This is a genomic window from Marinobacter sp. G11 (assembly GCF_021282325.1).
GTDB classification, from domain to species: Bacteria; Pseudomonadota; Gammaproteobacteria; order Pseudomonadales; family Oleiphilaceae; genus Marinobacter; species Marinobacter vinifirmus.
Map to the genome: position 1 here is coordinate 87,429 of NZ_JAJSPB010000010.1, position 23,444 is coordinate 110,872.

The 23,444-nt window shown below is 57.1% G+C and carries 20 protein-coding genes and 1 tRNA gene; 15 read left to right on the top strand and 6 right to left on the bottom strand.

The annotated features are described in order from the left end of the window. Positions 1 to 5: 5 nt before the first annotated feature. The 5 genes from pabC to putP all read left to right on the top strand — a co-directional run bounded on the left by pabC (position 6) and on the right by putP (position 5,164). Positions 6 to 818 carry an aminodeoxychorismate lyase gene (gene pabC, locus LWH94_RS08800; RefSeq protein WP_232901928.1) on the top strand — a complete coding sequence of 271 codons (813 nt, stop codon included), beginning with the start codon at positions 6 to 8 and terminating at the stop codon, positions 816 to 818. After that, positions 818 to 1,888, top strand: a complete 1,071-nt coding sequence (gene mltG / locus LWH94_RS08805) for an endolytic transglycosylase MltG (protein ID WP_232901929.1) — start codon at positions 818 to 820, stop codon at positions 1,886 to 1,888. Before pabC ends, mltG begins: the two co-directional genes overlap by 1 nt. Next, complete coding sequence (gene tmk / locus LWH94_RS08810; RefSeq protein ID WP_232901930.1) at positions 1,888 to 2,523, top strand: dTMP kinase; 636 nt, start codon at positions 1,888 to 1,890, stop codon at positions 2,521 to 2,523. Before mltG ends, tmk begins: the two co-directional genes overlap by 1 nt. Positions 2,524 to 2,591: 68 nt before the next feature. Beyond that, positions 2,592 to 3,371 (top strand): AraC family transcriptional regulator, encoded by a 780-nt coding sequence (locus tag LWH94_RS08815; RefSeq protein ID WP_232901931.1) that lies wholly within the window; start codon positions 2,592 to 2,594, stop codon positions 3,369 to 3,371. A 302-nt stretch (positions 3,372 to 3,673) separates the two neighbouring features. Beyond that, the gene (putP, locus tag LWH94_RS08820; RefSeq protein WP_232901932.1) at positions 3,674 to 5,164 is read left to right on the top strand and encodes a sodium/proline symporter PutP; all 1,491 of its coding nucleotides are present in this window, start codon (positions 3,674 to 3,676) and stop codon (positions 5,162 to 5,164) included. Between the two features lie 333 nt (positions 5,165 to 5,497). Here the strand turns inward: putP and acnB are convergent, their stop codons facing one another. Further along, positions 5,498 to 8,092: a bifunctional aconitate hydratase 2/2-methylisocitrate dehydratase gene (acnB, locus tag LWH94_RS08825; protein WP_232901947.1), complete on the bottom strand. Its 2,595-nt coding sequence runs from the start codon at positions 8,090 to 8,092 to the stop codon at positions 5,498 to 5,500. A 258-nt stretch (positions 8,093 to 8,350) separates the two neighbouring features. On the opposite strand from acnB, the gene LWH94_RS08830 reads away from it, so the two are divergent. Beyond that, the gene (locus LWH94_RS08830) at positions 8,351 to 8,965 is read left to right on the top strand and encodes a tRNA-(ms[2]io[6]A)-hydroxylase (protein WP_232901933.1); all 615 of its coding nucleotides are present in this window, start codon (positions 8,351 to 8,353) and stop codon (positions 8,963 to 8,965) included. Here LWH94_RS08830 and LWH94_RS08835 read toward each other — a convergent pair. Next, positions 8,962 to 9,840: a LysR family transcriptional regulator gene (locus LWH94_RS08835; RefSeq protein ID WP_232901934.1), complete on the bottom strand. Its 879-nt coding sequence runs from the start codon at positions 9,838 to 9,840 to the stop codon at positions 8,962 to 8,964. The two genes, LWH94_RS08830 and LWH94_RS08835, sit on opposite strands and share 4 nt — an antisense overlap. Before the next feature lie 158 nt (positions 9,841 to 9,998). Here LWH94_RS08835 and LWH94_RS08840 point away from each other — a divergent pair, with 158 nt between their 5' ends. Together LWH94_RS08840 and LWH94_RS08845 are read left to right on the top strand one after the other, a co-directional pair. Beyond that, positions 9,999 to 10,769, top strand: a complete 771-nt coding sequence (locus tag LWH94_RS08840) for a ferredoxin--NADP reductase (RefSeq protein WP_232901935.1) — start codon at positions 9,999 to 10,001, stop codon at positions 10,767 to 10,769. Next, the gene (locus LWH94_RS08845; protein ID WP_442914978.1) at positions 10,769 to 11,602 is read left to right on the top strand and encodes a hypothetical protein; all 834 of its coding nucleotides are present in this window, start codon (positions 10,769 to 10,771) and stop codon (positions 11,600 to 11,602) included. The genes LWH94_RS08840 and LWH94_RS08845 overlap by 1 nt, the downstream gene beginning before the upstream one ends. On the opposite strand, the gene LWH94_RS08850 is transcribed toward LWH94_RS08845, so the two are convergent. Further along, entirely contained in the window at positions 11,597 to 12,322 is a 726-nt protein-coding gene (locus LWH94_RS08850) for a UDP-2,3-diacylglucosamine diphosphatase (RefSeq protein WP_199455938.1), read from the bottom strand. The genes LWH94_RS08845 and LWH94_RS08850 overlap by 6 nt on opposite strands. Next, a complete protein-coding gene (locus tag LWH94_RS08855; RefSeq protein WP_232901936.1) occupies positions 12,319 to 12,819 on the bottom strand; it encodes a peptidylprolyl isomerase in 501 nt (166 codons plus the stop codon). The genes LWH94_RS08850 and LWH94_RS08855 overlap by 4 nt, the downstream gene beginning before the upstream one ends. A gap of 160 nt (positions 12,820 to 12,979) precedes the next feature. Here LWH94_RS08855 and LWH94_RS08860 point away from each other — a divergent pair, with 160 nt between their 5' ends. The 3 genes from LWH94_RS08860 to LWH94_RS08870 all read left to right on the top strand — a co-directional run bounded on the left by LWH94_RS08860 (position 12,980) and on the right by LWH94_RS08870 (position 18,376). Beyond that, positions 12,980 to 14,659: a glutamine--tRNA ligase/YqeY domain fusion protein gene (locus LWH94_RS08860; protein WP_232901937.1), complete on the top strand. Its 1,680-nt coding sequence runs from the start codon at positions 12,980 to 12,982 to the stop codon at positions 14,657 to 14,659. Further along, entirely contained in the window at positions 14,659 to 16,044 is a 1,386-nt protein-coding gene (gene cysS, locus LWH94_RS08865) for a cysteine--tRNA ligase (RefSeq protein ID WP_232901938.1), read from the top strand. The genes LWH94_RS08860 and cysS overlap by 1 nt, the downstream gene beginning before the upstream one ends. Before the next feature lie 151 nt (positions 16,045 to 16,195). Beyond that, complete coding sequence (locus LWH94_RS08870; protein ID WP_232901939.1) at positions 16,196 to 18,376, top strand: malate synthase G; 2,181 nt, start codon at positions 16,196 to 16,198, stop codon at positions 18,374 to 18,376. A 121-nt stretch (positions 18,377 to 18,497) separates the two neighbouring features. Here LWH94_RS08870 and folD read toward each other — a convergent pair whose 3' ends face one another. Continuing rightward, the gene (gene folD, locus LWH94_RS08875) at positions 18,498 to 19,358 is read right to left on the bottom strand and encodes a bifunctional methylenetetrahydrofolate dehydrogenase/methenyltetrahydrofolate cyclohydrolase FolD (protein WP_232901940.1); all 861 of its coding nucleotides are present in this window, start codon (positions 19,356 to 19,358) and stop codon (positions 18,498 to 18,500) included. Between the two features lie 225 nt (positions 19,359 to 19,583). Here folD and LWH94_RS08880 point away from each other — a divergent pair. The 4 genes from LWH94_RS08880 (at position 19,584) to LWH94_RS08895 (ending at position 22,012) form a co-directional block, all read left to right on the top strand. After that, positions 19,584 to 19,660: transfer RNA gene (locus LWH94_RS08880), tRNA-Pro, on the top strand. A 615-nt stretch (positions 19,661 to 20,275) separates the two neighbouring features. Next, positions 20,276 to 20,569, top strand: a complete 294-nt coding sequence (locus LWH94_RS08885; RefSeq protein ID WP_232901941.1) for an MbcA/ParS/Xre antitoxin family protein — start codon at positions 20,276 to 20,278, stop codon at positions 20,567 to 20,569. Positions 20,570 to 20,921: 352 nt separating this feature from the next. Next, a complete protein-coding gene (locus LWH94_RS08890; RefSeq protein WP_232901942.1) occupies positions 20,922 to 21,311 on the top strand; it encodes a Rap1a/Tai family immunity protein in 390 nt (129 codons plus the stop codon). Between the two features lie 128 nt (positions 21,312 to 21,439). Further along, positions 21,440 to 22,012 (top strand): AbiU2 domain-containing protein, encoded by a 573-nt coding sequence (locus LWH94_RS08895; RefSeq protein ID WP_232901943.1) that lies wholly within the window; start codon positions 21,440 to 21,442, stop codon positions 22,010 to 22,012. Between the two features lie 28 nt (positions 22,013 to 22,040). Here LWH94_RS08895 and LWH94_RS08900 read toward each other — a convergent pair whose 3' ends face one another. Beyond that, positions 22,041 to 23,255: an ATP-dependent DNA helicase gene (locus tag LWH94_RS08900; RefSeq protein ID WP_332875483.1), complete on the bottom strand. Its 1,215-nt coding sequence runs from the start codon at positions 23,253 to 23,255 to the stop codon at positions 22,041 to 22,043. Between the last annotated feature and the right edge of the window lie 189 nt (positions 23,256 to 23,444).

Genomic DNA, 23,444 nt, shown 5'->3' on the forward strand with positions numbered 1-23,444 from the left:
CCTCTGTGGTAAAGCGCTTCTGGGCAGATGAAACCGGTTTGCCGGCGGCAGACCGGGGCCTGGCCTACGGCGATGGCCTGTTTGAAACCATTCGTGCAGAAGGGAGCTCAGCCCCCTGGCTGGATTACCACCTGGCCCGACTGGTGCGGGATGCTGCCCGGCTGGGAATTGAGGTGCGTCAGGACGAACTGCTCGCGGCCAGCCGCGAAGCCCTTGAGCGTTACGGAAGCCCCGGGAAGGTGTGGGTCCTGAAGTTGATCCTGACCCGTGGTGCGGGTGGGAGAGGCTATCGCCCGGGGGGCGGCATGGAGCCCAACCTGCTGGTTTCCTGTTCCGATGCGCCGCCGATGCCCGATTCTGCCGGCGTGGTGGCGGGGTTCTCATCAGTACTCCTTACGGTCAATCCCTTGCTGGCCGGTATCAAATCCCTCAATCGCCTGGAACAGGTGATGGCAGCCCGGGAGCTCTCCGGCGACTGCTTTGAGGTGCTGATGGCAGATGCCGCAGGGCATATTGTCGAGGGCACCCGAACCAATCTGTTTGTACTCACCGATGAAGGCTGGATAACACCCCCCGCGAATTCCGTAGCCGTGGCCGGTGTTATGCGCCAGCTGGTTATCGAGCGCTTGCAGCAGGCCGGGGAGCCTTTCCGGGAAGCACCCATCACCAGGGAACAGTTGCAGCCGGAAGTTTGCCGGGGCCTGTACCTCACCAACAGCGTGCTCGGGGTAGTGAGGGTTCGCAACCTGGCGGGCCAGGATTTGCCTGCAGAGCGGTGCCTTGCGACAATCTGCCATCTCTCCACAACTTTGGAATAATGCGTGTGTTCAGGAAGTTACTGATTCTGATTGTGGCCCTCGCGGTTCTGGCGGCGGCTGGCGCTGGTTTGTGGCTATGGCAGGGCCTGCAGACCCTGAAGCAACCGGTTGCCCTGGATGAGCCGGTGTTGTTCAGTGTAGAGCAGGGCACCTCCTTTGGCCGGCTGGCGCAGAAGCTGTCGGACGACGGCCTGGTCAGCGATCCGCTCTGGTTAAAGCTATACGGCCGCCTGAACCCGGAACAGACCCGTATCAAAGCCGGTGACTACGAACTTCAACCGGGGATGACGCCACTGGCCATGCTCGACACCATGGTACAGGGCAAGGTGAAACTCTGGTCCGTCCAGTTTATTGAGGGCTGGACCTTCTCTGACATGAGAACCGCCCTGGCCAACTCCAGACGGCTCCGGAAAGAAACCACAGACTGGACTGACGAGCAGGTTATGGAAGCCGTTGGCGCCGAAGGCCAACACCCTGAGGGTTGGTTCTTCCCGGATACCTACATGTTCAGTGGTAGCGAGACCGACCTGGATATCCTCAAACGCGCCTATAAGCGGATGACGGCTGTCCTTGAAGAAGAGTGGGAGAACCGGGAAGAAGGCTTGCCCTATAGCTCCCCCTACGAAGCATTGATCATGGCCTCGATTGTCGAGCGGGAAACCGGTGTAGCCTATGAGCGGCAGCAGGTGGCCGGTGTGTTTGTGCGCCGCTTGCAGAAAGGCATGCGCCTGCAGACCGACCCGACGGTGATCTACGGCATGGGTGACAGCTACGACGGCCGTATCCGTACCCGGGACCTGCGCGCCTACACGCCCTATAACACCTACCGGATTGACGGCCTGCCACCCACGCCCATTGCCTTGCCCGGCCGGGATTCGGTACATGCCGCCTTGCACCCGGACGACGGCGACGCCCTGTACTTCGTAGCCCGTGGTGACGGCAGCCACACGTTCTCCCGCACCCTGGCCGAACACCAGAAAGCGGTCCGGGAGTTCCAGCTGAACCGCAGAGAAGATTACCGATCCTTCCCGGCACCGGATGCCGGCGCAGATGACAACGAGGAAAACTGATGGCTGCCAGAGGCCGCTTTATTACCTTTGAGGGCACCGAGGGGGTTGGTAAATCCACCCAGTTGCAGAACGCGGCAGACACGCTGACATCGCTGGGGATTGATGTGGTGGTTACCCGGGAGCCGGGTGGCACGCCCATGGCGGAAAAGATCCGGGAGCTGTTGCTGGCCCCCAGGGAAGAACCGGTGCATGAAACCACCGAACTGCTGCTGATGTTCGCCGCCCGTGCCCAGCACCTGCACAACCGGATTCTGCCGGCACTGGCCGCAGGCAAGTGGGTGTTGTGTGACCGCTTTACCGATGCCACCTTCGCGTATCAGGGAGGGGGCAGGGGAGTGCCTGAGGAGCGCATAGCGCTGCTGGAAACCCTGGTGCAGGGCGATGTGCGGCCGGACCATGTTGTCCTTCTGGACGCACCGGTAGAAACCGGCATGGCCCGCGCAAAGAAACGGGGCGAACTGGACCGGTTCGAGCAGGAAGAGCTGGCCTTTTTCCAGCGGATTCGAGATACCTACCTGGCCCGGGCGACCGCTGCACCCATGCAATACCATGTTGTGAATGCCGCCTTGCCCCTGGCGCAGGTTTCGGAAAGTGTGACGGCATTGCTGTCGGGCCTTGCCCGCGTTGATAGTTGATTTCGTGCACTTTCTGTCGCGATCTGCTTTAATTGCAACACATTCTCGATTAAAGGCGTGCAGCTTGAATGCTTGACGCAAAGCTTCTGAAACTGCCGGTCAATTCACACCAACACCATCACGAACATCACCAGATTGTGGTGGGCGTGCGTGGCGCTGCCGAACTGAGTGTCGACGGCGTGGGTTCGTTTCTGGATACCTGGAAAGCCTGCCTGGTGCCAACCGAAGCCCGGCACGACTACTGCGGGGACCACGAGAACCACGTGCTGGTGATTAACCTGGACCCGCTGAGCCCTGTCCTGGATTCCCCGGCCCATGCCGACTACGAACGCATGGCCGAGGTCTTCGAGAAGCCCCGCACTATCCAGATGGACAACCGGCTGCAGGGCCTTGTGCAGTTTGCCGCCGGAGAATTCGACCGCTCCCCGGATAACGAGCCCCTGCACCGGCACCTTGCGGCCAGTATCCTGTATTCCATGGCCGACCGGATTGTAGACAGGCAGGCCACCCGTGCCAGCCGGCACAGCATCAGCCCTGACGCCATTCGCCGGTATATCGTCGATAACCTGCACCGGAAGATCACCGTGCAGGACCTGGCCCGGGAAGCCTGCCTGAGTACCAGCCGTTTCCACGAAGTGTTCCGAGAAGTGTCGGGCATTACCCCGCATCAGTTTCTGATACAGACCCGACTCGACCAGGCCGTGCGCCTGTTGTCGTCAACGTCCCTCTCGGTGTCTGAAATCAGTTACCGGACCGGCTTTTCCTCCCAGAGCGCACTCACCAATGCCCTGCGCAAATACAAGGGAACGACCCCGTCCCGGTTACAGATTGGTGACCGGGTAGCCTGATCTGCCCGTAAAACCGACAGTCCCGTAGGATTGTGCAAAACAATCGTAGGATTTTGTAAGCCGGGAATCCGTAGTAATACTAACTTATAGCGTCTGTATTCCCGCCTTGCGGAAGCAGGGTAGGCGATTGTCGCAAACCAGCGGCGGTCGACTATAGTGAAGGAGTATCCGTGCGGGTAAGTCCCGCTCCAGTCAGGAAGATTTCAGGTAAACAAGAAAAACAGTGCAGTCTGCAGGCCACGTGCCGGCGCTGTGCTCTGAGAGCGGACCGAGGTCCGACTCACTTAAACCGGAGGAGCCTTATGGCTATTGGCGTTTGGATCAGTCTATTTGCGTACTTTGCAATCATGATTGCCATTGGCATTTATGCAATGCAGAGATCTACGTCTTCATCTGAAGATTACATGCTCGGTGGGCGGGCACTCAGCCCGAAAGTAGCGGCACTGTCTGCCGGTGCTTCCGATATGAGTGGCTGGTTGCTTCTGGGTCTGCCCGGGGCATTGTATGTATCCGGTCTGGCTTCAGCCTGGATCGGTATCGGCCTGTTTGTGGGTGCATTCTTTAACTGGGTTCTGGTGGCACCCCGCCTGCGGGAACAAACCGTTCACTACGGTAACGCCATCACCATCCCGTCTTTCCTTGCAAACCGGTTCCCGACTCAGGCTCTGTCCCTGAGAACCGTGTCTGCCATTGTTATCGTTATCTTCTTTGCGGTTTACACCGCATCCGGCCTGGTTGCCGGCGGCAAGCTGTTTGAAAGTGCCTTTGCCGGCATCTTCAACTTCGGCGGCCTGAGCGATTATGCAGTAGGTATTGTAATCACCCTCGGCGTGGTTCTGGCTTACACCGTAGTAGGCGGTTTCCTGGCAGTGAGCATGACCGACTTCGTGCAGGGTTGCATCATGATGCTGGCACTGGTGATCATGCCGGCGGTGGTTCTGTTCGGTGAAGGCGGTGGCGGCTTCGCCCAGGCTTCTGAAACCCTGAACAGCGTCGACCCGACCCTGCTGTCCTGGACCGAAGGCCTGACCTTTATCGGTTGGCTGTCAGCGGTTACCTGGGGTCTTGGCTACTTTGGCCAGCCGCATATCATTGTGCGCTTTATGGCTATCCGCTCCCTGAAAGACGTTCCGACCGCCCGTAACATCGGTATGGGCTGGATGGCGATCTCCCTGATCGGTGCCATCTCCCTGGGTATCTTCGGCCGTGCGTACGCCGTTCGTAACGGTATGGACATCGCCGACCCGGAAACCATCTTCATCATCCTGTCTGATCTGCTGTTCCACCCGCTGATCACCGGCTTCCTTTACGCAGCCCTGCTGGCGGCGGTCATGAGCACCATCTCCAGTCAGCTGCTGGTATCGTCTTCCTCACTGACAGAGGATTTCTATCGCCTGTTCCTGCGCAAAGAAGCGACTGACAAAGAGTGCGTAAACGTCGGCCGTGCCTGCGTTGTAGCCGTTGGTCTGGTAGCTGCGGTCATCGCCTCTGACCCGAACTCCCAGGTTCTGGCCCTGGTCAGTAACGCCTGGGCAGGCTTCGGTGCCGCCTTCGGCCCGCTGATCCTGCTGTCCCTGATGTGGTCCCGCACCAACGGCGCCGGTGCCATTGCCGGTATGGTCGTGGGTGCTGCGACTGTAATGATCTGGATCTCCCTGGGCTGGAACGGCAGCTTCATGGGTGGCCCGGGCGTATATGAAATCATCCCTGGTTTCGTTGCCGCCTTCATTGCCATCGTAGTGGTCAGCCTGGCCACCAAGGATTCTGGTGAGTACCAGCATATCCAGCGGTAACAGAATCCACTGATTCACATCAGTGTTCTGACAAGGGCTCCCCAAGGGGAGCCCTTTTTTGTACCTGAAACCCACACATGGTTCTGCGCTGGCCACGGGGTGGGGGAGCCTTTTCTTCCGGGAAAAAGATGTCTGAGCGAAGCGAGTTGTTTTTCCCGGAAGAAAAGGCTCCCCCGCCGCGGGGCCGGCAAAACTCCCGAGCCTGAGTTTAGGGCCGGTAACAGCGGCACCGGATTTCCTGAAAAACAATTATTTGGGTAAACCTGGGGCATAAAAAAACGCCAGCCCGAAGGCTGGCGTTTCAGATCAGAGGTAAAGCTACCTCAGAGGGTCTCAGGCTACGGAAGCCTCAGATGCCTTCTGGGTGTACTCTTCCATCTGGTCGAAGTTGAGATACTTGTAGATCTCTTTGGACATGCTGTTCAGGTCCTTTGCGTACTCCATGTACTCCGCCGGAGTCGGGAGTTTGCCCAGTACCGCGCCCACAGCTGCCAGTTCCGCAGAGGTCAGGTACACGTTGGCACCATCACCCAGACGGTTCGGGAAGTTACGGGTAGAGGTAGACAGAACCGTAGACTTGGCAGCTACACGTGCCTGGTTACCCATGCACAGGGAGCAGCCCGGCATCTCGGTGCGAACACCGGCGGTGCCGTAGGTGTTGAAGTAGCCTTCTTCCATCAGCTGCTGCTGGTCCATCTTGGTGGGCGGAGACATCCACAGACGGGTCTTGAGCGGCTCTTTGTTCTGCTCAAGCAGTTTGCCGGCAGCGCGGAAGTGACCGATGTTGGTCATGCAGGAACCGATGAACACTTCGTCTACCTTGTCGCCAGCCACTTCGGACAGGAACTTGGCATCGTCAGGGTCGTTCGGGCAGCACACGATCGGCTCTTTGATGTCGGCGAGGTCGATTTCGACCACGTGGGCGTATTCTGCATCTGCATCAGCACGCATCAGCTTCGGATTGGCCAGCCACTCTTCCATCTGCTGGGCGCGACGCTCCAGGGTACGTGCATCGCCGTAGCCTTCAGCAATCATCCAGCGCAGCATCACGATGTTGGAGCGCAGGTACTCGGCAACAGACTCTTCAGACAGGTTGATGGTACAACCGGCAGCAGAGCGCTCAGCAGAAGCGTCAGACAATTCGAACGCCTGCTCAACGGTCAGGTGCTCCAGACCTTCGATTTCCAGGATGCGGCCAGAGAACTCGTTGATCTTGCCTTTCTTCTCAACGGTCAACATGCCGTTCTTGATGCCGTACAGCGGAATGGCGTGTACCAGGTCACGCAGGGTGATGCCCGGCTGCATTTCGCCTTTGAAGCGAACCAGAACGGATTCCGGCATATCCAGCGGCATAACACCGGTGGCTGCAGCAAACGCGACCAGGCCAGAACCGGCCGGGAAGGAGATGCCCATCGGGAAACGGGTGTGGGAGTCACCACCGGTACCCACGGTGTCCGGCAGCAGCATGCGGTTCAGCCAGGAGTGGATGATACCGTCGCCCGGACGCAGGGAAACACCGCCACGGGTGCGGATGAAGTCCGGCATGGTGTGCTGCATTTCAACGTCAACCGGCTTCGGATAAGCGGCGGTGTGACAGAAGGACTGCATAACCAGGTCAGCCTGGAAGCCTAGACACGCCAGGTCTTTCAGCTCGTCACGGGTCATCGGGCCAGTGGTGTCCTGGGAACCAACGGTGGTCATGTGCGGCTCACAGTAGGTGCCCGGACGCACGCCCTGGCCTTCTTCCAGGCCGCAGGCCTTGCCGACCATCTTCTGGCCTAGGGTGAAGCCCTTGGTGCCGGCTTCCGGATCTTTCGGCAGGCGGAACAGGTCTGTCGGGCCCATGCCCAGTGCAGTACGCGCCTTGGCGGTCAGGCCACGGCCGATGATCAGCGGGATACGACCGCCGGCCTGAACTTCGTCCAGGATGACGTCAGACTTGAACTTGAACTCGGAGATGGTCTCGCCGGCTTCGTTCAGGATCTTGCCTTCGTACGGGCGGATTTCGATCACGTCGCCCATGTTCATGTTGTCTACAGGTGCTTCGAAAACCAGGGCGCCGGCATCTTCCATGGTGTTGAAGAAGATCGGGGCAACCTTGTTACCGATACACACACCGCCGGCACGCTTGTTCGGCACGCCCGGGATGTCGTCGCCGAAGAACCACAGAACAGAGTTGGTGGCAGACTTACGGGAAGAACCGGTACCGACTACGTCACCTACGAAGGCAACCGGCAGGCCCTTGGACTTGATTTCTTCGATCTGGCTCATCGGGCCAGTTACGCCGGGCTCTTCCGGCTTCAGGCCGTCGCGTTCCATCTTATAGGCGGCGCGGGCGTGCAGCGGGATGTCCGGGCGGGACCAGGCATCCGGAGCCGGAGACAGGTCGTCGGTGTTGGTTTCGCCGGTTACCTTGAACACCACCATCTTGGTGCTTTCGGGAACCTTGTTCTTGTTGGTGAACCACTCGGCGTTGGCCCAGGACTCAACAACAGACTTGGCAACGGCGTTGCCGGCGTCCATCTTTTCTTTAACGTCGTTGAACGCGTCGAACATCAGCAGAGTGTGCTTGAGTTCTTCACCAGCCAGTTCGGCCAGTTCGCTGTCGTCCAGAAGGTCGACCAGGGTAGCGATGTTGTAGCCGCCCTGCATCATGCCCAGCAGCTGGACAGCCTTCTTCTTGTCGATCAGCGGGGAAGCAGCTTCGCCTTTAACGATCGCGGTCAGGAACGCAGCTTTTACGTAAGCGGCTTCGTCCACTCCCGGCGGAACGCGGTTTTCCAGCAGGTCAACCAGGGTGGCTTCTTCACCAGCCGGCGGGTTCTTCAGCAGCTCGATCAGACCAGCAGTCTGCTCGGGGTTCAGGGGCTTGGGCGGGATACCCAGGGCTTCACGTTCAGCAACGTGTTCACGATAGGCTTCTAACACGATATGGACCCTCATCAGTTGGAATGTTCCGCGCTGTGGGCGTGGTGCCCGGCGGGAGTTTTTTGGCGAAAAGGCCGCAGGAGCCTCTGAATAAGGCCTCAAATCACCGATGGGGTTTCAGGATTTATTCAGAGACTCCTTGATCTGGCGCTGCATTCTATAGGAAAGCCCTTATAAAGTTAAGTTGGACAGAGGTCGGAGAGTTCTGTTAGGTGCGTTATACTCCCGCGCTTGTTGAACCGGACCGTTGCCAAAGCCATGAACGAAGCCCTGCAAGAGATACACGATTTCCTGCCCTGCCGAACGCCATCGCGCTGGATCGAGAACGCCCTGGCCAACCAGGACCTGATGCTGATTGACCACGCCCATTGCGAAAAGAAAGCAGCCTCCACCGCCCTGAGCCTGATGTACCGGTATGTGGACAACACCGACCTGCTGAAAAAAATGTCCCGCCTGGCACGGGAAGAGCTACGGCACTTCGAGCAGGTGCTGGCAATCATGAACAAGCGGGGTGTGGCCTACACCCACCTGACGCCGGCCCGCTATGCCGCCGGCCTGCGCGAAGCCGTGCGCAAGGACGATCCAGGCCGCCTGGTGGATGTGCTGATTGTCGGTGCCATCATCGAAGCCCGCTCCTGCGAGCGCTTCGCAGCCCTGGCACCGCACCTGGATGAGAAGCTGGCGGAGTTCTACAACAGCCTGCTGAAATCCGAAGCGCGGCATTACCAGGATTACCTGAAGCTGGCGGTACAGGCCAACAGCGGTCCGGTGGATGAGCGGGTGGCGGAGTTTATGGCCATCGAGCAGCGGCTGATTGAAGAGCCGGATTCGGAGTTCCGGTTTCATAGCGGGCCTTTGGCAAAAAGTTCTTAAAGCTCCTGGCATAAGGTCATCCACCGGGCAATCCCGGCACTTCGGTATTTCTGCTTATGAAGGATGAAGTAGAAATGCCGGTCAAACTGCCGGTGGGGCACTTTCAGGGGCACCAGGCTGCCGCGTTTGAAGGCATCGGCCAGTACCACTTCTGACAGACATCCGATGCCCAGGTCCGCTTCCACGGCGCGCTTGATGGCTTCGGTGTGCTCCAGCTCCAGCAATACGTTCAGGTCTGGCAGCAGGCCGTGCATGCCGCGCTCGAAGCTCTGGCGGGTGCCGGAGCCCTGTTCCCGCAAAATCCAGGTGGCGGCGCGCAGGTCGTCGTCGGTCAGTTCGCCCTTTGCTGCCAGCGGGTGGGTAGGGGAGCAGAAGGCCACCAGCCGGTCTTCCCGCCAGGGGATCACCTCCAGTTCCGATGCTTGTAGCTCGCCTTCAATCAAACCGATGTCCAGCTCAAAGTCCCTGACCCGCTTTGCGATGGTGCTGGTGTTAGCCACTTCCAGCGATACTTTCGGCCGGGTAGGGGTATTCATGTATTGGGCCATCACGCCAACGGCCAGATAGTTACCTATGGTCAGTGTGGCACCCACTTTCAGGGCGCCGACTTCCGAGTGCTTGCTCAGGGCCCGTTCCAGTTCGGTGGCCTGGGCCAGCAGGGACTCGGCCTTGGGCCGGTACAGCCTGCCCAGCTCGTTCAGCTGCAGGCGCTTGCCTACACGGTCGAACAGCTGGATGTCGAACTGGTTTTCCAGTTCCTTAAGGGCACTGCTGGCAGCCGACTGCGACATGGCCAGGGATTCCGCAGCCCGGGTGATGTTCTGGAAGTGGGCGGCGGCAAGGAAGACTTCGAGCTGACGGAAACTGTATTTCATGATTGGTCCGGCACTGTTGCGGCTTTTTTAATGGGTGGGGCCATATTATCGATAAAATCGAACAGGTTTATGAGAACAGCCTGTTTTGTCGATTTCAAGCAAAAGGTTAAACTGGTTACCAATTGATGACTGACCGCAAATAATCTGGCGAGGGCTCCATGAGCAATATGATGAAAGAAACCGTGACCAGTGTGCATCACTGGAACGACACCTTGTTCAGTTTCAAAACCAGCCGGGACCCGGCCTTCCGTTTCAAGAACGGCCACTTTGTGATGATCGGTCTGGAAACCGATGGCAAGCCGCTGATGCGTGCCTACAGCATTGCCAGTGCCAATTACGAGGAAGAACTGGAGTTCTTCTCTATCAAAGTGCCCGATGGCCCGCTGACTTCCCGCCTGCAGCAGATCAAGATAGGTGACGAGATCCTGGTCAGCCGCAAGCCCACCGGCACCCTGGTGCTGGATAACCTGTTGCCGGGCCGCAACCTGTGGCTGATTAGCACCGGTACCGGACTGGCGCCGTTTATGAGCATAATCAAAGACCCGGAAGTGTACGAAGCCTTTGATAAGGTGATCCTTACCCACGGCGTGCGCTACGTGTCTGAGCTGGCGTACCAGCAAGAGATCGACGAATTGCCGGAGAATGAATTCTTTGGCGAGATGGTGTCCGGCAAGCTGCTGTACTACCCGACCGTTACCCGGGAGCCGTTCCGCAACCAGGGCCGCCTGACTGAAGCCATGAAAACCGGCAAGATCACGCGGGATCTGGGCCTGCCGGACTTCGATATCGAGCAGGACCGCTTCATGATTTGCGGCAGCCCGAGCATGCTCAAGGATACCTGCAACATCCTCAACGACATGGGCTTTAAAGAAGCCCGTGGCGGCGACATGGGCCACTATGTTATCGAACGGGCATTTGTAGAGCAGTAATGAAGCCACTGATTTCGCTGTTGCTGACGGCCATGCTGCTGCCCTTGTCCGGGTGCGATGCGGACCGGGACCCGGTGACGGCGGACTCGCTGGCCCTCAAGCCTGCCCAGCTGGACTGGGTGGGCCAGAAAATCTTCGCCAACGAATGCGCCAGCCGGTTTGACTGCCTGGTGCATTGGAATGAAGGCGAAGCCTTTCCGTCTCTGGGTATCGGGCATTTTATCTGGTATCCGGAGGGGGGAGAGGGTCGATTCACAGAAAGTTTTCCCCAGCTTATCCGCTACATGGTGCAACGCCAGGCCAAGGTGCCAGACTGGTTGCGCAACCTCGAGCCCTTCGATGCGCCCTGGCCCGACCGGGCTGCGTTTCTCGCCCTGGAAGATTCTGCCAGGATTGCCGAGTTGAGAGAGTTTCTGGCCGGAACCCAGGGGCTTCAGGCGGAGTTCATTTTTCGACGGGCAGCGGAATCTCTGGGCAAGATCGTGGAGGCCGCTCCGGAGAATCGCCAGGAGCAGGTAAGTGCTCATCTGGAAGCCTTGAGTGCCACTCCCGGCGGCGTATACGCCCTTATGGATTATGTGAACTTCAAGGGAGAGGGGCTGGCAGAAGGTGAGCGTTACCAGGGCCAAGGCTGGGGGCTGTTGCAGGTATTGCTGGAGATGGACGCGGCCGGTGATAAAACGGAACTGCAGTCGTTCCGGGAAGCCGCCGGCCGAGTGCTTACCCGGCGGGCAGAGAATGCCGAGAATCCGATTGAGCGGGAACGCTGGCTGCCAGGCTGGCTGAAGCGGCTGGAAACCTATCGGGAGCCGGCGGGCGGCCCCGAATCATAGCGGGACTTTCTTCAGTTCCGGTTCCTGTCCTGAACGGGCTTCCAGCCACCAAACGTGCGTGTCCCAGTCACCCAGAACAATCCTCCGGGCGGGTTCGCCGTTGGCTTCCAGGTCATGGATGGCCGGGCGGTGAGTGTGGCCGTGGATCATCAGCTGTACGCCATGATGTTCAAGCTCTTTCACCACTTCTTCGGGCGTGACATCCATGATGTCTTCGGCTTTGCCCTGATTCTTGGCCATGGACATCTGGCGCAGCTGTCGCGCCATCTGCTGGCGGTCTTCCAGTGGGCGGGCCAGCATCATTTTCTGCATCTGCGGATTGCGCATGTTGGCCCGGAACTTCTGGTATTCCACATCGGCGGTGCACAGGCTGTCGCCATGCATCAGCAGGGCAGGGGTGCCGTACAGGTCTATCACGGTGGGGTCGTCCAGCAAGGTGGCGCCGGCCCGCTCGCAGTAGTCGTTGCCGATCAGGAAGTCACGGTTGCCGTGCATCAGAAAAATCTCTGTGCCGCTGTCCCGTACTTCACGGAGCGCTGCGGCTACCTGTTCCTGTAGCGGCGTGCGTTCGTCGTCGCCAATCCAGGCTTCAAAGAAGTCGCCCAGAATGTACAGCTGCTCCACACCCATGGCGTGGGTTTTCAGGAACCCGAGAAAAGCGCCCGTGATGTCCGGGCGCGATTCTTCCAGGTGCAGGTCGGAGATAAACAGCGTGGTCACGCGTCCTCCAGAACCTCGGCCTTCTCGATAACCACGTCCTCGAAGGGAACGTCCTGGTGGCCGGCGTTCATGGTGGTGCGAACGGCGCGGATCTGATTCACCGTGTCCATGCCGTCAACAACCTTACCGAACACGCAGTAACCCCAGCCTTCGGCATTCTTGGCAGTGTGGTCCAGGAAGCCGTTGTCCTGCACGTTGATGAAGAACTGGGCAGTTGCGGAGTGCGGGTCCATGGTGCGGGCCATGGCGATGGTGCCGGTTTTGTTGCTCAGGCCGTTGTCGGCTTCGTTCTGGATCGGCTCGCGGGTTTTGCGCGGAGTCATGCCCGGCTCGAAGCCGCCGCCCTGGATCATGAAATTGCTGATTACCCGGTGGAAGATCAGGCCATCGTAGAAACCTTCACGAACATACTGTTCGAAGTTCTTGGCGGTTTCCGGCGCGTTTTGGTAGTCCAGTTCCAGTTTGATATCACCGAGGTTGGTTTTCAGCAGAATCATCAGGGCTTCCTGTAGTTTGAGGTCGGAATGATCAAAGTCGCTATTGTACTGAAGAGTTTCGTTGTGTGCATGAGTCCTGAGACTATTTGTGAGTATAATAGGCGGTTTCACGGAGCCTTCGGATTGCTCCCATGTTTCATCCCCCGTTGACAGAGATTGTATGAGCGCCGAGTCGAAGAAAGCCCACAACTTTATTCAAAGCCTGATCGAAGATGCCATCGCCAAGGGCGAGCACACCGGCACGGTCGTTACCCGTTTTCCGCCGGAGCCCAATGGATATCTGCACGTTGGTCACGCCAAGTCCATTTGCCTGAATTTCGGCATTGCCGAAACCTTCGGTGGCGAATGCAACCTGCGCTTTGATGACACCAACCCGGAAAAAGAAAGCCAGGAGTATATCGACGCCATCAAGCAGGATGTCGAGTGGCTGGGTTACAAATGGGCAGACGAAGTACTCTACGCTTCCGATTACTTTGACCAGCTGTATTTATTCGCGGAAGAGCTGATCCAGAAGGGCAAGGCCTATGTGTGCGCGCTGAATGCCGAACAGATGGCTGAGTACCGGGGTTCCCTGAAAGAGCCTGGCAAGAACAGCCCTTACCGTGACCGTCCGGTGGAAGAGAGCCTGCAGTTGTTCCGGGATATGCGCGACGGCAAGTTCCAGAACGGCGAGCTGGTGTTGCGGGCCAAGATTGACATGGCCTCCCCGAACATCAACATGCGGGACCCGATCCTGTACCGCATTCGCTATGCCGACCACCACCAGACCGGCAGCAAGTGGTGCATCTACCCGATGTACGACTTTACCCACCCGATTTCCGATGCCCTGGAAGGGATTACCCATTCCCTGTGTACCCTGGAGTTTGAAGATCACCGGCCGCTGTACGACTGGGTGCTGGATAACATCACCATTCCGTGCCACCCGCGCCAGATCGAATTTGCCCGGCTCAACCTGAACTACACCATCACCAGCAAGCGCAAGCTGAAGCGGCTGGTGGACGAAAACGTGGTCGACGGCTGGAACGATCCCCGGATGCCGACTATTTCCGGCATGCGTCGCCGCGGTTACACCCCGGAATCCATCCGCAGTTTCTGCGACATGATCGGTGTGAACAAGGCCGGCGGCACCGTGGATGTGGGCATGCTGGAATATGCCATTCGTGAAGACCTGAACGACCGGGCGCCCCGCGCCATGTGCGTGATGCGCCCGCTCAAGGTGACCCTGACCAACTACCCGGCCGACCAGGTTGAAACCCTGACCCTGCCGGTGCATCCGCAGAAGCCGGAGATGGGTGAGCGGGAAGTGACCTGGAGTCAGACCCTGTACATCGACCGGGAAGACTTCGTGATCGAGCCGCCACGCAAGTGGAAGCGGCTGGCCCCGGAGCAGGCGGTGCGCCTGCGCGGTGGTTATGTGATGACCTGCAAAGAGGTTGTGCGTGATGACAGCGGCGAAATTGTCGAGCTGAAGTGCGAATACGATCCCAACACCCTGGGCGTGAACCCCGAAGGCTACAAGCCTAACGGCGTGATTCACTGGGTGTCGGCCAGTGACAGCGTTGAGTCCGACATCAATCTGTACGACCGCCTGTTCAACCACGAGAATCCGGACAGCGACAAGGAAGGCGACTTCCTGGACCACCTGAATCCGGAATCCCTGGTGGTGCTGAAAGGCGCGCGGGTAGAGAAAAGCCTGGCCGAGCCGCGTACCGACCTGCCTTACCAGTTCGAGCGGGAAGGCTATTTCTTCTGCGACCAGGAACTGACCGCCAAGGCCGGCAAGCCGGTGTTCAACCGTACCGTGACCCTGAGGGATTCCTGGGGTAAGGGAGGCAAGTAATGCGCATTTACAACACGCTGACGCAGCAAAAGGAAGACTTCAAAACCATCGAGCCGGGCAAGGTGCGCATGTACGTGTGCGGTATGACGGTTTACGACTACTGCCACCTGGGGCATGCCCGGGTGCTGGTGGCTTTCGATGTGATTACTCGGTACCTGCGCCACCGTGGCTATGACGTGCATTACGTGCGAAACATTACCGATATTGATGACAAGATCCTGCGTCGGGCTGATGAAAACGGCGAGGTCTACACCGACCTGACCGAGCGCATGATCCACGCCATGCATGAGGATGAAGCCCGCCTGGGCGTGCTGGCACCCAGTGACGAGCCCCGGGCGACGGCGTACATCGACGATATCATCGCCATGATCCAGACCCTGATTTCCGGTGGCCACGCCTATGCGGCTGACAACGGCGATGTGTACTTTGCGGTGGATTCGTTCCCGGATTACGGCAAGCTCAGCAAGAAGAAACTGGAAGACCTGCTGGCGGGTGCCCGTGTGGACGTGCAGGAAGCCAAGCGCAGTCCGGCGGACTTTGCCCTGTGGAAAACTGCCAAGCCGGGCGAGGTGAGCTGGCAGTCGCCCTGGGGTGAAGGTCGCCCGGGCTGGCACATCGAGTGCTCTGCCATGTCCACCAAGTGCCTGGGGGATACCTTCGATATCCACGGCGGCGGCCCGGACCTGCTGTTTCCGCACCACGAGAACGAGATTGCCCAGTCCGAGTGCGCCACCGGCCACAAGTTTGTGCACACCTGGATGCATGCCGGCGCCATTCGTGTAAACAAAGAGAAGATGTCCAAGTCTCTGGGCAACTTCTTCACCATTCGCGAGATCCTGGAAAAATACCCGGCGGAAGTGGTGCGCTACTTCCTGGTGTCCAGCCACTACCGCAGCCAGGTGGACTATTCAGAAGACAACCTGGCCGAAGCTGGCCGCACGCTGACCAAGCTGTATCACGCCCTGCGTGGCATCACGCCGGCGAAAGAAGCCGATGTGCCGGAATCCGACCATGATCGTCGGTTTGCCGAGGCCATGGACGACGATTTCAACACTGCCGGCGCCATTGCTGTGCTGCACGCGGTAGCTAATGACATTAATCATCAGCGCCGGGAAGGTGACGAAGAGGCTGCCAAGCGCAGTGCGGCCGTGCTGGTGCGTTTGGGTGCGGTGCTGGGCTTGCTGCAGCAGGACCCGGAAGCGTTCTTCCAGGCGGATACCGGCAGTGAGCTGACGGCGGAAGATATCGAGGCGATGATCCAGGCCCGCGCCGACGCGCGCAAGGGAAAGGATTATGCTGAAGCAGACCGCATTCGCGATGAGCTGCTGGACAAGGGCATTATCCTGGATGACAGCCGGGAAGGAACCACCTGGCGCCGCGCCTGAGATCCGGTTGATACACATAAAGTCGCATTGTGCTGAGTGGGAATGACCTTGTAGGGATTTTCACGTACAATGCGCCGCTCAAATACTAATGCCCCCGCACCTGGTGCGCTAAGGGGGAGTCGGGAAACATAACCCATCGAGGCAAGCAACGATGACAGAACGCGTTCAAGTTGGCGGCATTCAGATCGCCAAGAATCTGTACGATTTCGTAAACAACGAAGCGATCCCGGGTACCGGCGTTGACGCTGAAAAATTCTGGGCCGAGTTCGACAAGATTGTGAACGAGCTGGCTCCGCGCAACCGCGACCTGCTGGTCAAGCGCGACGAGATCCAGGAAAAAATGGACACCTGGAACCGTGACCATAAAGGCCAGAAGCTGGACATGGCCGAGTACAAGGCTTTCCTGAAAGAGATCGGTTACCTGGTTGACGAGCCGGCGGATTTCAAAATTTCTACCGCAAACGTAGACCCGGAAATCGCCACCATGGCCGGCCCGCAGCTGGTTGTGCCGATTATGAACGCCCGTTTTGCCCTGAACGCTGCCAACGCCCGTTGGGGTAGCCTGTACGATGCCCTGTACGGCACTGATGCGATCTCTGAAGAAGGCGGTGCCGAGAAAGGCCGTGGTTACAACCCGGTTCGTGGTGCCAAGGTTATCGAATGGGCCCGCAACCTGCTGGACGGCTCCGCACCCCTGGCTTCCGGCAGCCATAAAGATGCCGCAAAATACTACATCGACGGCGGCAAGCTGGCGGTAAAACTGCAGAACGGCGAAGTGACCGGCCTGAAAGACGAGTCCGGTTTTGTGGGTTACACCGGCGCTGCCGATGCACCTACCGGCGTTCTGCTGGTGAAGAACGGCATGCACTTCGAAATCCAGGTCGATGCCAGCCATCCGATCGGTAAAGACGACGGTGCCAACGTTAAAGACGTTCTGATGGAATCAGCCCTGACCACCATCATGGACTGCGAAGACTCCGTGGCTGCCGTAGACGCGGACGACAAGGTGCTGGCCTACAAAAACTGGCTGGGCCTGATGAAGGGTGACCTGGAAGAGTCCTTCGAGAAAGGCGGCCAGATGATGACCCGTCGCATGAATGGCGACCGCAGCTACACCGGTGCTGACGGCAGCGAAGTTACCCTGAAGGGTCGCAGCCTGCTGTTCGTTCGTAACGTCGGCCACCTGATGACTAACCCGGCTATCCTGCTGAAAGACGGCAGCGAGATTCCGGAAGGCCTGATGGACGGCCTGGTTACGTCCCTGATTGCCATCCACGACCTGAAGGGTGACGGCAAGTTCCAGAACAGCACCAAGGGTTCTGTGTACATTGTTAAGCCCAAGCAGCACGGCCCGGAAGAAGTGGCCTTCACCAACGAATTCTTCGGCCGCGTTGAAGATGCCCTTGGCCTGCCGCGCTTTACCCTGAAAGTCGGCATTATGGACGAAGAGCGTCGCACCACGGTTAACCTGAAAGCCTGTATCCACGCTGCCAAAGAGCGCACCGTGTTTATCAACACCGGCTTCCTGGACCGTACCGGCGACGAGATTCACACCTCCATGGAGCTGGGTCCGTTTATCCGTAAGGGTGAGATGAAACAGGCGGCCTGGATCAGCGCCTACGAGCAGTGGAACGTGGACATCGGCCTGGAAACCGGCCTGTCTGGTGTTGCCCAGATCGGTAAGGGCATGTGGGCCATGCCGGACCTGATGGCTGGCATGCTGGAAGCGAAGATCGGTCATCCGAAAGCGGGTGCCAACACGGCATGGGTTCCGTCTCCGACTGCCGCTATCCTGCACGCCACGCACTACCACCAGGTGAATGTGTTCGACGTACAGAAAGAACTGGCTAACCGCGAGCGTGCGTCCCTGGAGGACATCCTGACGGTGCCGGTGATGGAAGATCCGTCTGCCCTGACTGCCGAAGACATCCAGCAAGAACTGGACAACAACGCCCAGGGCATTCTCGGCTACGTAGTTCGCTGGATCGATTCCGGTGTTGGCTGCTCCAAAGTGCCGGATATCAACGACATCGGCCTGATGGAAGACCGCGCAACCCTGCGTATCTCTTCCCAGCTGCTGACCAACTGGCTGTACCACGGTATCTGCACCGAAGAGCAGATCATGGAAACCATGAAGCGCATGGCTGCCGTGGTCGACAAGCAGAACGCTGGCGATGCCGGGTACCGCAACATGGCGCCGAACTTCGACGACAGCATTGCCTTCCAGGCGGCTGTGGACCTGGTTCTGAAAGGTCGCGAACAGCCGGCCGGCTACACCGAGCCGCTGCTGCACGCCTATCGTCAGAAGGCAAAAGCCAAGTACGGTCAGTAAGACCGGACACAAAAAACCCCGCCTCGGCGGGGTTTTTTATGGGCCTTGCAGGCTACAAGGGGGTCGTACCCCCGGCGGGGGTACGACCCCACCCTTCTGTAAGCGCCGGTCTCCGAAGAATCTAGACCTCCGAATGCAGCACATCCGCCGCATACAAGGTGTTCTCCAGTAGCGTGGCAATGGTCATGGGCCCCACACCACCGGGAACCGGGGTGATGTAAGCGGCCCGCGCGGCTGCCACCTCAAAGTCCACGTCGCCACACAGTTTTCCGTTGGCCATCCGGTTAATGCCTACATCAATCACCGTAGCGCCGGGTTTTACCCATTCGCCCTTGATGATGCCCGGTTTGCCCACGGCGGCGACCAGGATGTCTGCTTCGCTGACAAACTTTTCCAGGTTGTCGGTAAAGCGGTGGCATACGGTGGTGGTGGCGCCTTTGAGCAGCAGTTCCATGCACATGGGGCGGCCGACGATGTTGGAAGCGCCCACAATCACCGCGTGCTGGCCTTTATAGGGTGTGCCAACGGAATCCAGCAGGGTAATCACGCCGGCCGGTGTGCAGGGGCGCAGGGCGGGCTTGCGCTGCATCAGGCGGCCGATGTTGTAGGGGTGAAAGCCGTCCACATCTTTATCCGGCCGGATTTTTACCAGGATCGGGTCTGCGTCCAGGTGTGAGGGCAGGGGAAGCTGTACCAGGATGCCGTCTACCGTCGGGTTTTCGTTAAGCTCGTCTACCAGGGCTTCAAGAGCCTGCTGGGAGGTGTCTGCGGGCAGGTCGTAAGACAGTGAAAGGATACCGGCCTGTTCGCAAGCCTTGCGCTTGTTGCCTACATAAACTTGCGAGGCGGGATCGTTGCCGACCAGGACCACGGCCAGGCCAGGTACACGAAGCCCCTTCTGTTTGCGGGCTTCCACGCCGGCAGCAACCCGCTGCCGGACCTGTGCGGCAATGTCTTTTCCGTTAATCAGTTTGGCGCTCATGTTTCCGTCTTGTCGGTTGGGCATGAATAGTGGTGAAGTGAGGCCGCGCATTGTCTCATGCTTCGGCGTGAACGCCAATGTAGCTTCCCGGAGGGAACTTTTGCCGGGGCAGGCAGTCTTCTGAATCAACGTTATACGCAGGTTTTTTAAAATCCGTGTTGACGGATGCCTCAGGCGCCGGTAATATGCGCGCCAACTTTGCTGAGGCACTTGTTGTTCAGTTAACGGGGTATAGCGCAGTCTGGTAGCGCGCCTGCTTTGGGAGCAGGATGTCGGGAGTTCGAATCTCTCTACCCCGACCATTTTTCTGGATGTTCAGGTGGGCGAACGGTCAAGCGCCCGTAGCTCAGCTGGATAGAGCATAACAAACCCCCAAAAAGTTACCATTTTTCGGTGAGTGAGTGAGTGACGGGGCTTTGGGGGCTGGTAAGGTTACCAAAGGCGCGCAAAGAGTTACCAAGTTTTTGGTAAGTTCGTCCCGTTAGCTCAGCTGGATAGAGCATCGGCCTTAAGCTGGACATCTAATGTCCAAAAGGAGCCCCATCGGAGAAATCCGCTGGGTGGCAGGAGTCAAATTCAGGGAAACCTTCCAGTTCGGCTGATGGCAATCCTGAGCCAAGCCCAGATTCGAAAGAGGCTGGGAAGGTGCAGAGACTAGACGGCTCCCACCTAAACAACTCTAGGGTTGCATGGTGAAGGTATAGTCCAGACCACAAACGCTCTTCGGAGTGGCAGTGAAAACTGTAGTAGGTAAGCTAAGCCGAGGGTCGTAGGTTCGAGTCCTACACGGGACGCCATTTTCTTCTCTCCTCTCCCATCTCTTTCATTGAACGCACTCCAGAACCGCCTCAGATCGTCTCTACGCGTTTTTCTCAGCTATACTAAGGCTTACCACCTGATTTTGATGGAGAGGCGCTATGGAAGCTGTAGGCCAGGAAACCCAGCGTGAATTAGCATTGCGGGTACTGTCTAGCTGGGGTCTCGACATAAAGCAGAGAGATCAGCTACTCGGTAATCGAGAGAATGAAATAGCTGTACTTTCAATTTTCGAATCCCTCCAGTCTATTTTTTCTGAAGACAAGTCCCGCGCTTACGAATGGCCCAAGCGCCCCAACGCTGCATTTGATGGAGTATCAGCCGTCGAGTTAATGCTGGCCGGTGAAATTGAACGGGTTCGCAAGTACCTCAAGTATCACGTTTACAACGCCTAACCTGATCTACCTTTCCATACTGACCAGACTGGTGAATGTCCGGCTAGCGCCGAAAAAACCAGGGCGCTTTGCTGGTTGCCCTAGCTCGGCCTTCCCTGGGGCTTTGCCCCAGACCCCACCCCTCGCCGGGAGGCAGGGGTTGCAGCATCGCTACAACCCCTTTAGAAGGGTGTCTCTGTATGCGGCGTCAAGGGGCCGAGTCCTCGCTGCGCAGCAGCTGCGGGCCGCACCAACCCCTTGACCCCGAATCATTCGACCAAACGGCTAAATCTAAGCTACAGTTGTACAGGATTCCAAGATGGCTTGATCCTTATTTGTCCAGACTGGGAAATTTTTTTGGAAGGGGTGTGCGATGAATTTTAATCGTTGGTTGGCGCTATTGATCATCGGTGTTTTGGCTTGTTCATCTGCAAGCGCGAATACCAAGGAGTTTTTAGAGCAGTGCAAGAGAGCTTTAGCGATTACAGATTTCAGTGATATCGAAGGGCCACAATTTTTGGCAGGTCTTGATATGGGTTATTGTTATGGCTACGTTCGGGGGCTGTCTGATTATGCCACGGGAACTGAACCCATGACTTCAGAGCAGCTTTCAAGTGTCCAATCGTGTAGGCCGGAAGGGGTTGATAACCGACAGTTGGCACAGGTGATAGTGAAATTTTTGGAGAATAATCCGCAATTTCTTCATTTAGAACAAACTACGGTTGCTGCTGTCGCCCTCAATCGAGCGTTTCCCTGCGACTAGGGAGCATTAAAGGTGAGACCGGTTACAAAATTTTTCACCACAATTTTTCGGATCTGCCTTTGGCCTTCAATCTGTTTGCTCCTCAGTAACTTTAAGGGGCATGGTAGCCTAATGCTTCGGTTATATTTATGGATGAGTTCATTGCGTATCTAAAGGAAGTTCGCACGCTTCAAAAAAAGGTTTATCTCTATGATGAACTCTTTTGTCATACGGAATCATTGGAGGTTTTAGGCAAGGCCAACCAGGCTACGTTCAGGATGTTTCAAGAAGCGCTGAACACCGAAATAATAGTCGGGTTGTCGGCATTGTTCGATTCTGAAGGAGATGCGCACGAACCCAATCTCAGCCAACGGTACTTTGTTCAGAATTTCGGAACCCCTCTTACACCTAGGGAGGAGTCTCTCAAAAAAACCACTACTGACCTTCTATGCAAACTGAACGTTAAACCCTATCGAAATAAATATCTGGGTCACAAAAGTCTTCAGCACTTCTTGCATCGGGATGTGACGAGGCATTCACTCGAAACATATAAAGTTATTGAATTGCTCAATGCTAGCTACAGCCTTGTTCAAGAAATCCAAGTCCGAACATTCGATCTAGATCGACATCAACTGGTCGAGCGAAAGCAAAGGTTGCCAGAGAAACAGTCCGGAAAAGCTCTAATCAAGATGCTTTCAAAGTACAACGAGTCACTGAAATAAAACGAGTAAGACGCACCGTTTTCAGCGTCTATGTCTGGGTGGTACGTAATGGTTCAAGTATCTGGCCAAGGAACGTCTTCCTCTCGTAGTGCTTGCTTGGTTTTATAATCGAGTCAATGAATTTCTCTCTTTGCCCCACAATATGGACTTCGGCTTCTGATCTAGTTATCGCAGTGTACAACCAAGATCTCTCAATCATGCGGGAATTACTCAGAGCAATTATGACTCGCGGGAACTGTGACCCCTGCGCTTTGTGCAATGTGATCGCATAACCCAACTCCATGTTATCGAGCTGAGTTTTGTGGATATCAATCACATCGCCAGAATCATCCAGAATTACCTCTCCGAGCTTCGCGTCTTCTTGTTGAACCGACGCAAGACGGCCAAGACTCCCGTTTTGAACGCCAATGTCGTAATCGTTCTTAGTGAATAGAACTGGATCTCGCCTCCTGAAATCAGTTTCGAAAAATTCAGCGTTCAAATCTACAGAAAGGCTTTCGCCTTCAGGATTCACGAGGCTTTGGCATAGCAGATTGATTTTTTCTGTCAGCTTTTTCGTTGGCGCAATGACGCGGCTTTCAACAGGTGCTTGCGAATACAGCTCGCTGCATTTGCGTGCTATCAGCTCTAGGTTTTTATCTGCCTCTCCTTGGTCTTGCAGTTCGTGGAAAAAGATCTTTCCAGTGGAGAAATTTTCAGGTACTTCGCCTTGGCGTATCGCAGCTGAATAAACTGGAATGCCAGTTGTTTCATCTTGACGCTTTACAATATTGAGTTCGGTGTTTGCTGCTGCTTCCGCTGCTAAGATGTCCGCAAACGGTACACCAGGCCCAATGGGAGGCAGCTGATATGGGTCGCCAACCAGCAGTATGCGGGTACTTGGAGAGGTCTTGAGCACGATTTTGTACAGGTAGTTAATGTCCACCATCGAGGCTTCATCGATAACTACCAATGTCGGAACGCCTTCGTCCTTAAGATCCTCCCTCAAAAATTTTGCAATCGTGCTAGTTTCCGTTCCGATACTCTGCTCAAGGCGCATGGCAGCTCGCCCGGAGAGGGCCATGGCTTTGATGTCATACCCAAGGAGTCTGTAGCACCTCAGTGTTGTGCTGAGCACTGTTGTTTTCCCAGTTCCTGCGCCCCCGGTGATACTGCTAATTCCGCAAGCGAGGGACTTTTCGACTGCCTCTAATTGACGCTCGGTCAGAGCATAGGGAAGTTGGCTAGCAACTCTCGTGATGATCTCGTATTCTTCATTCGAGAGTTTTGTGTGATCTTCTTGGAGCTTTTTAACTCTCTTCGCAAGTAAGCGTTCATTCCACGACGTAGTTGACCTACTTCACGTCACGCAGAGGCCTTAATAACTCCGGCGAGACCTTGTACTGTTTGGGGCCGTCCTCGGCCAGAACAATCACACTCTTGCGGTTGATCT

Bases quoted from the DNA above. Each gene is read 5' to 3' on its own strand.
- mltG (WP_232901929.1), top strand. From the start codon at position 818: ATGCGTGTGTTCAGGAAGTTACTGATTCTGATTGTGGCCCTCGCGGTT.
- tmk (WP_232901930.1), top strand. From the start codon at position 1,888: ATGGCTGCCAGAGGCCGCTTTATTACCTTTGAGGGCACCGAGGGGGTT.
- LWH94_RS08815 (WP_232901931.1), top strand. From the start codon at position 2,592: ATGCTTGACGCAAAGCTTCTGAAACTGCCGGTCAATTCACACCAACAC.
- putP (WP_232901932.1), top strand. From the start codon at position 3,674: ATGGCTATTGGCGTTTGGATCAGTCTATTTGCGTACTTTGCAATCATG.
- LWH94_RS08830 (WP_232901933.1), top strand. From the start codon at position 8,351: ATGAACGAAGCCCTGCAAGAGATACACGATTTCCTGCCCTGCCGAACG.
- LWH94_RS08835 (WP_232901934.1), bottom strand. From the start codon at position 9,840: ATGAAATACAGTTTCCGTCAGCTCGAAGTCTTCCTTGCCGCCGCCCAC.
- LWH94_RS08840 (WP_232901935.1), top strand. From the start codon at position 9,999: ATGAGCAATATGATGAAAGAAACCGTGACCAGTGTGCATCACTGGAAC.
- LWH94_RS08845 (WP_442914978.1), top strand. From the start codon at position 10,769: ATGAAGCCACTGATTTCGCTGTTGCTGACGGCCATGCTGCTGCCCTTG.
- LWH94_RS08855 (WP_232901936.1), bottom strand. From the start codon at position 12,819: ATGATTCTGCTGAAAACCAACCTCGGTGATATCAAACTGGAACTGGAC.
- LWH94_RS08860 (WP_232901937.1), top strand. From the start codon at position 12,980: ATGAGCGCCGAGTCGAAGAAAGCCCACAACTTTATTCAAAGCCTGATC.
- cysS (WP_232901938.1), top strand. From the start codon at position 14,659: ATGCGCATTTACAACACGCTGACGCAGCAAAAGGAAGACTTCAAAACC.
- LWH94_RS08870 (WP_232901939.1), top strand. From the start codon at position 16,196: ATGACAGAACGCGTTCAAGTTGGCGGCATTCAGATCGCCAAGAATCTG.
- folD (WP_232901940.1), bottom strand. From the start codon at position 19,358: ATGAGCGCCAAACTGATTAACGGAAAAGACATTGCCGCACAGGTCCGG.
- LWH94_RS08885 (WP_232901941.1), top strand. From the start codon at position 20,276: ATGGAAGCTGTAGGCCAGGAAACCCAGCGTGAATTAGCATTGCGGGTA.
- LWH94_RS08890 (WP_232901942.1), top strand. From the start codon at position 20,922: ATGAATTTTAATCGTTGGTTGGCGCTATTGATCATCGGTGTTTTGGCT.
- LWH94_RS08895 (WP_232901943.1), top strand. From the start codon at position 21,440: ATGGATGAGTTCATTGCGTATCTAAAGGAAGTTCGCACGCTTCAAAAA.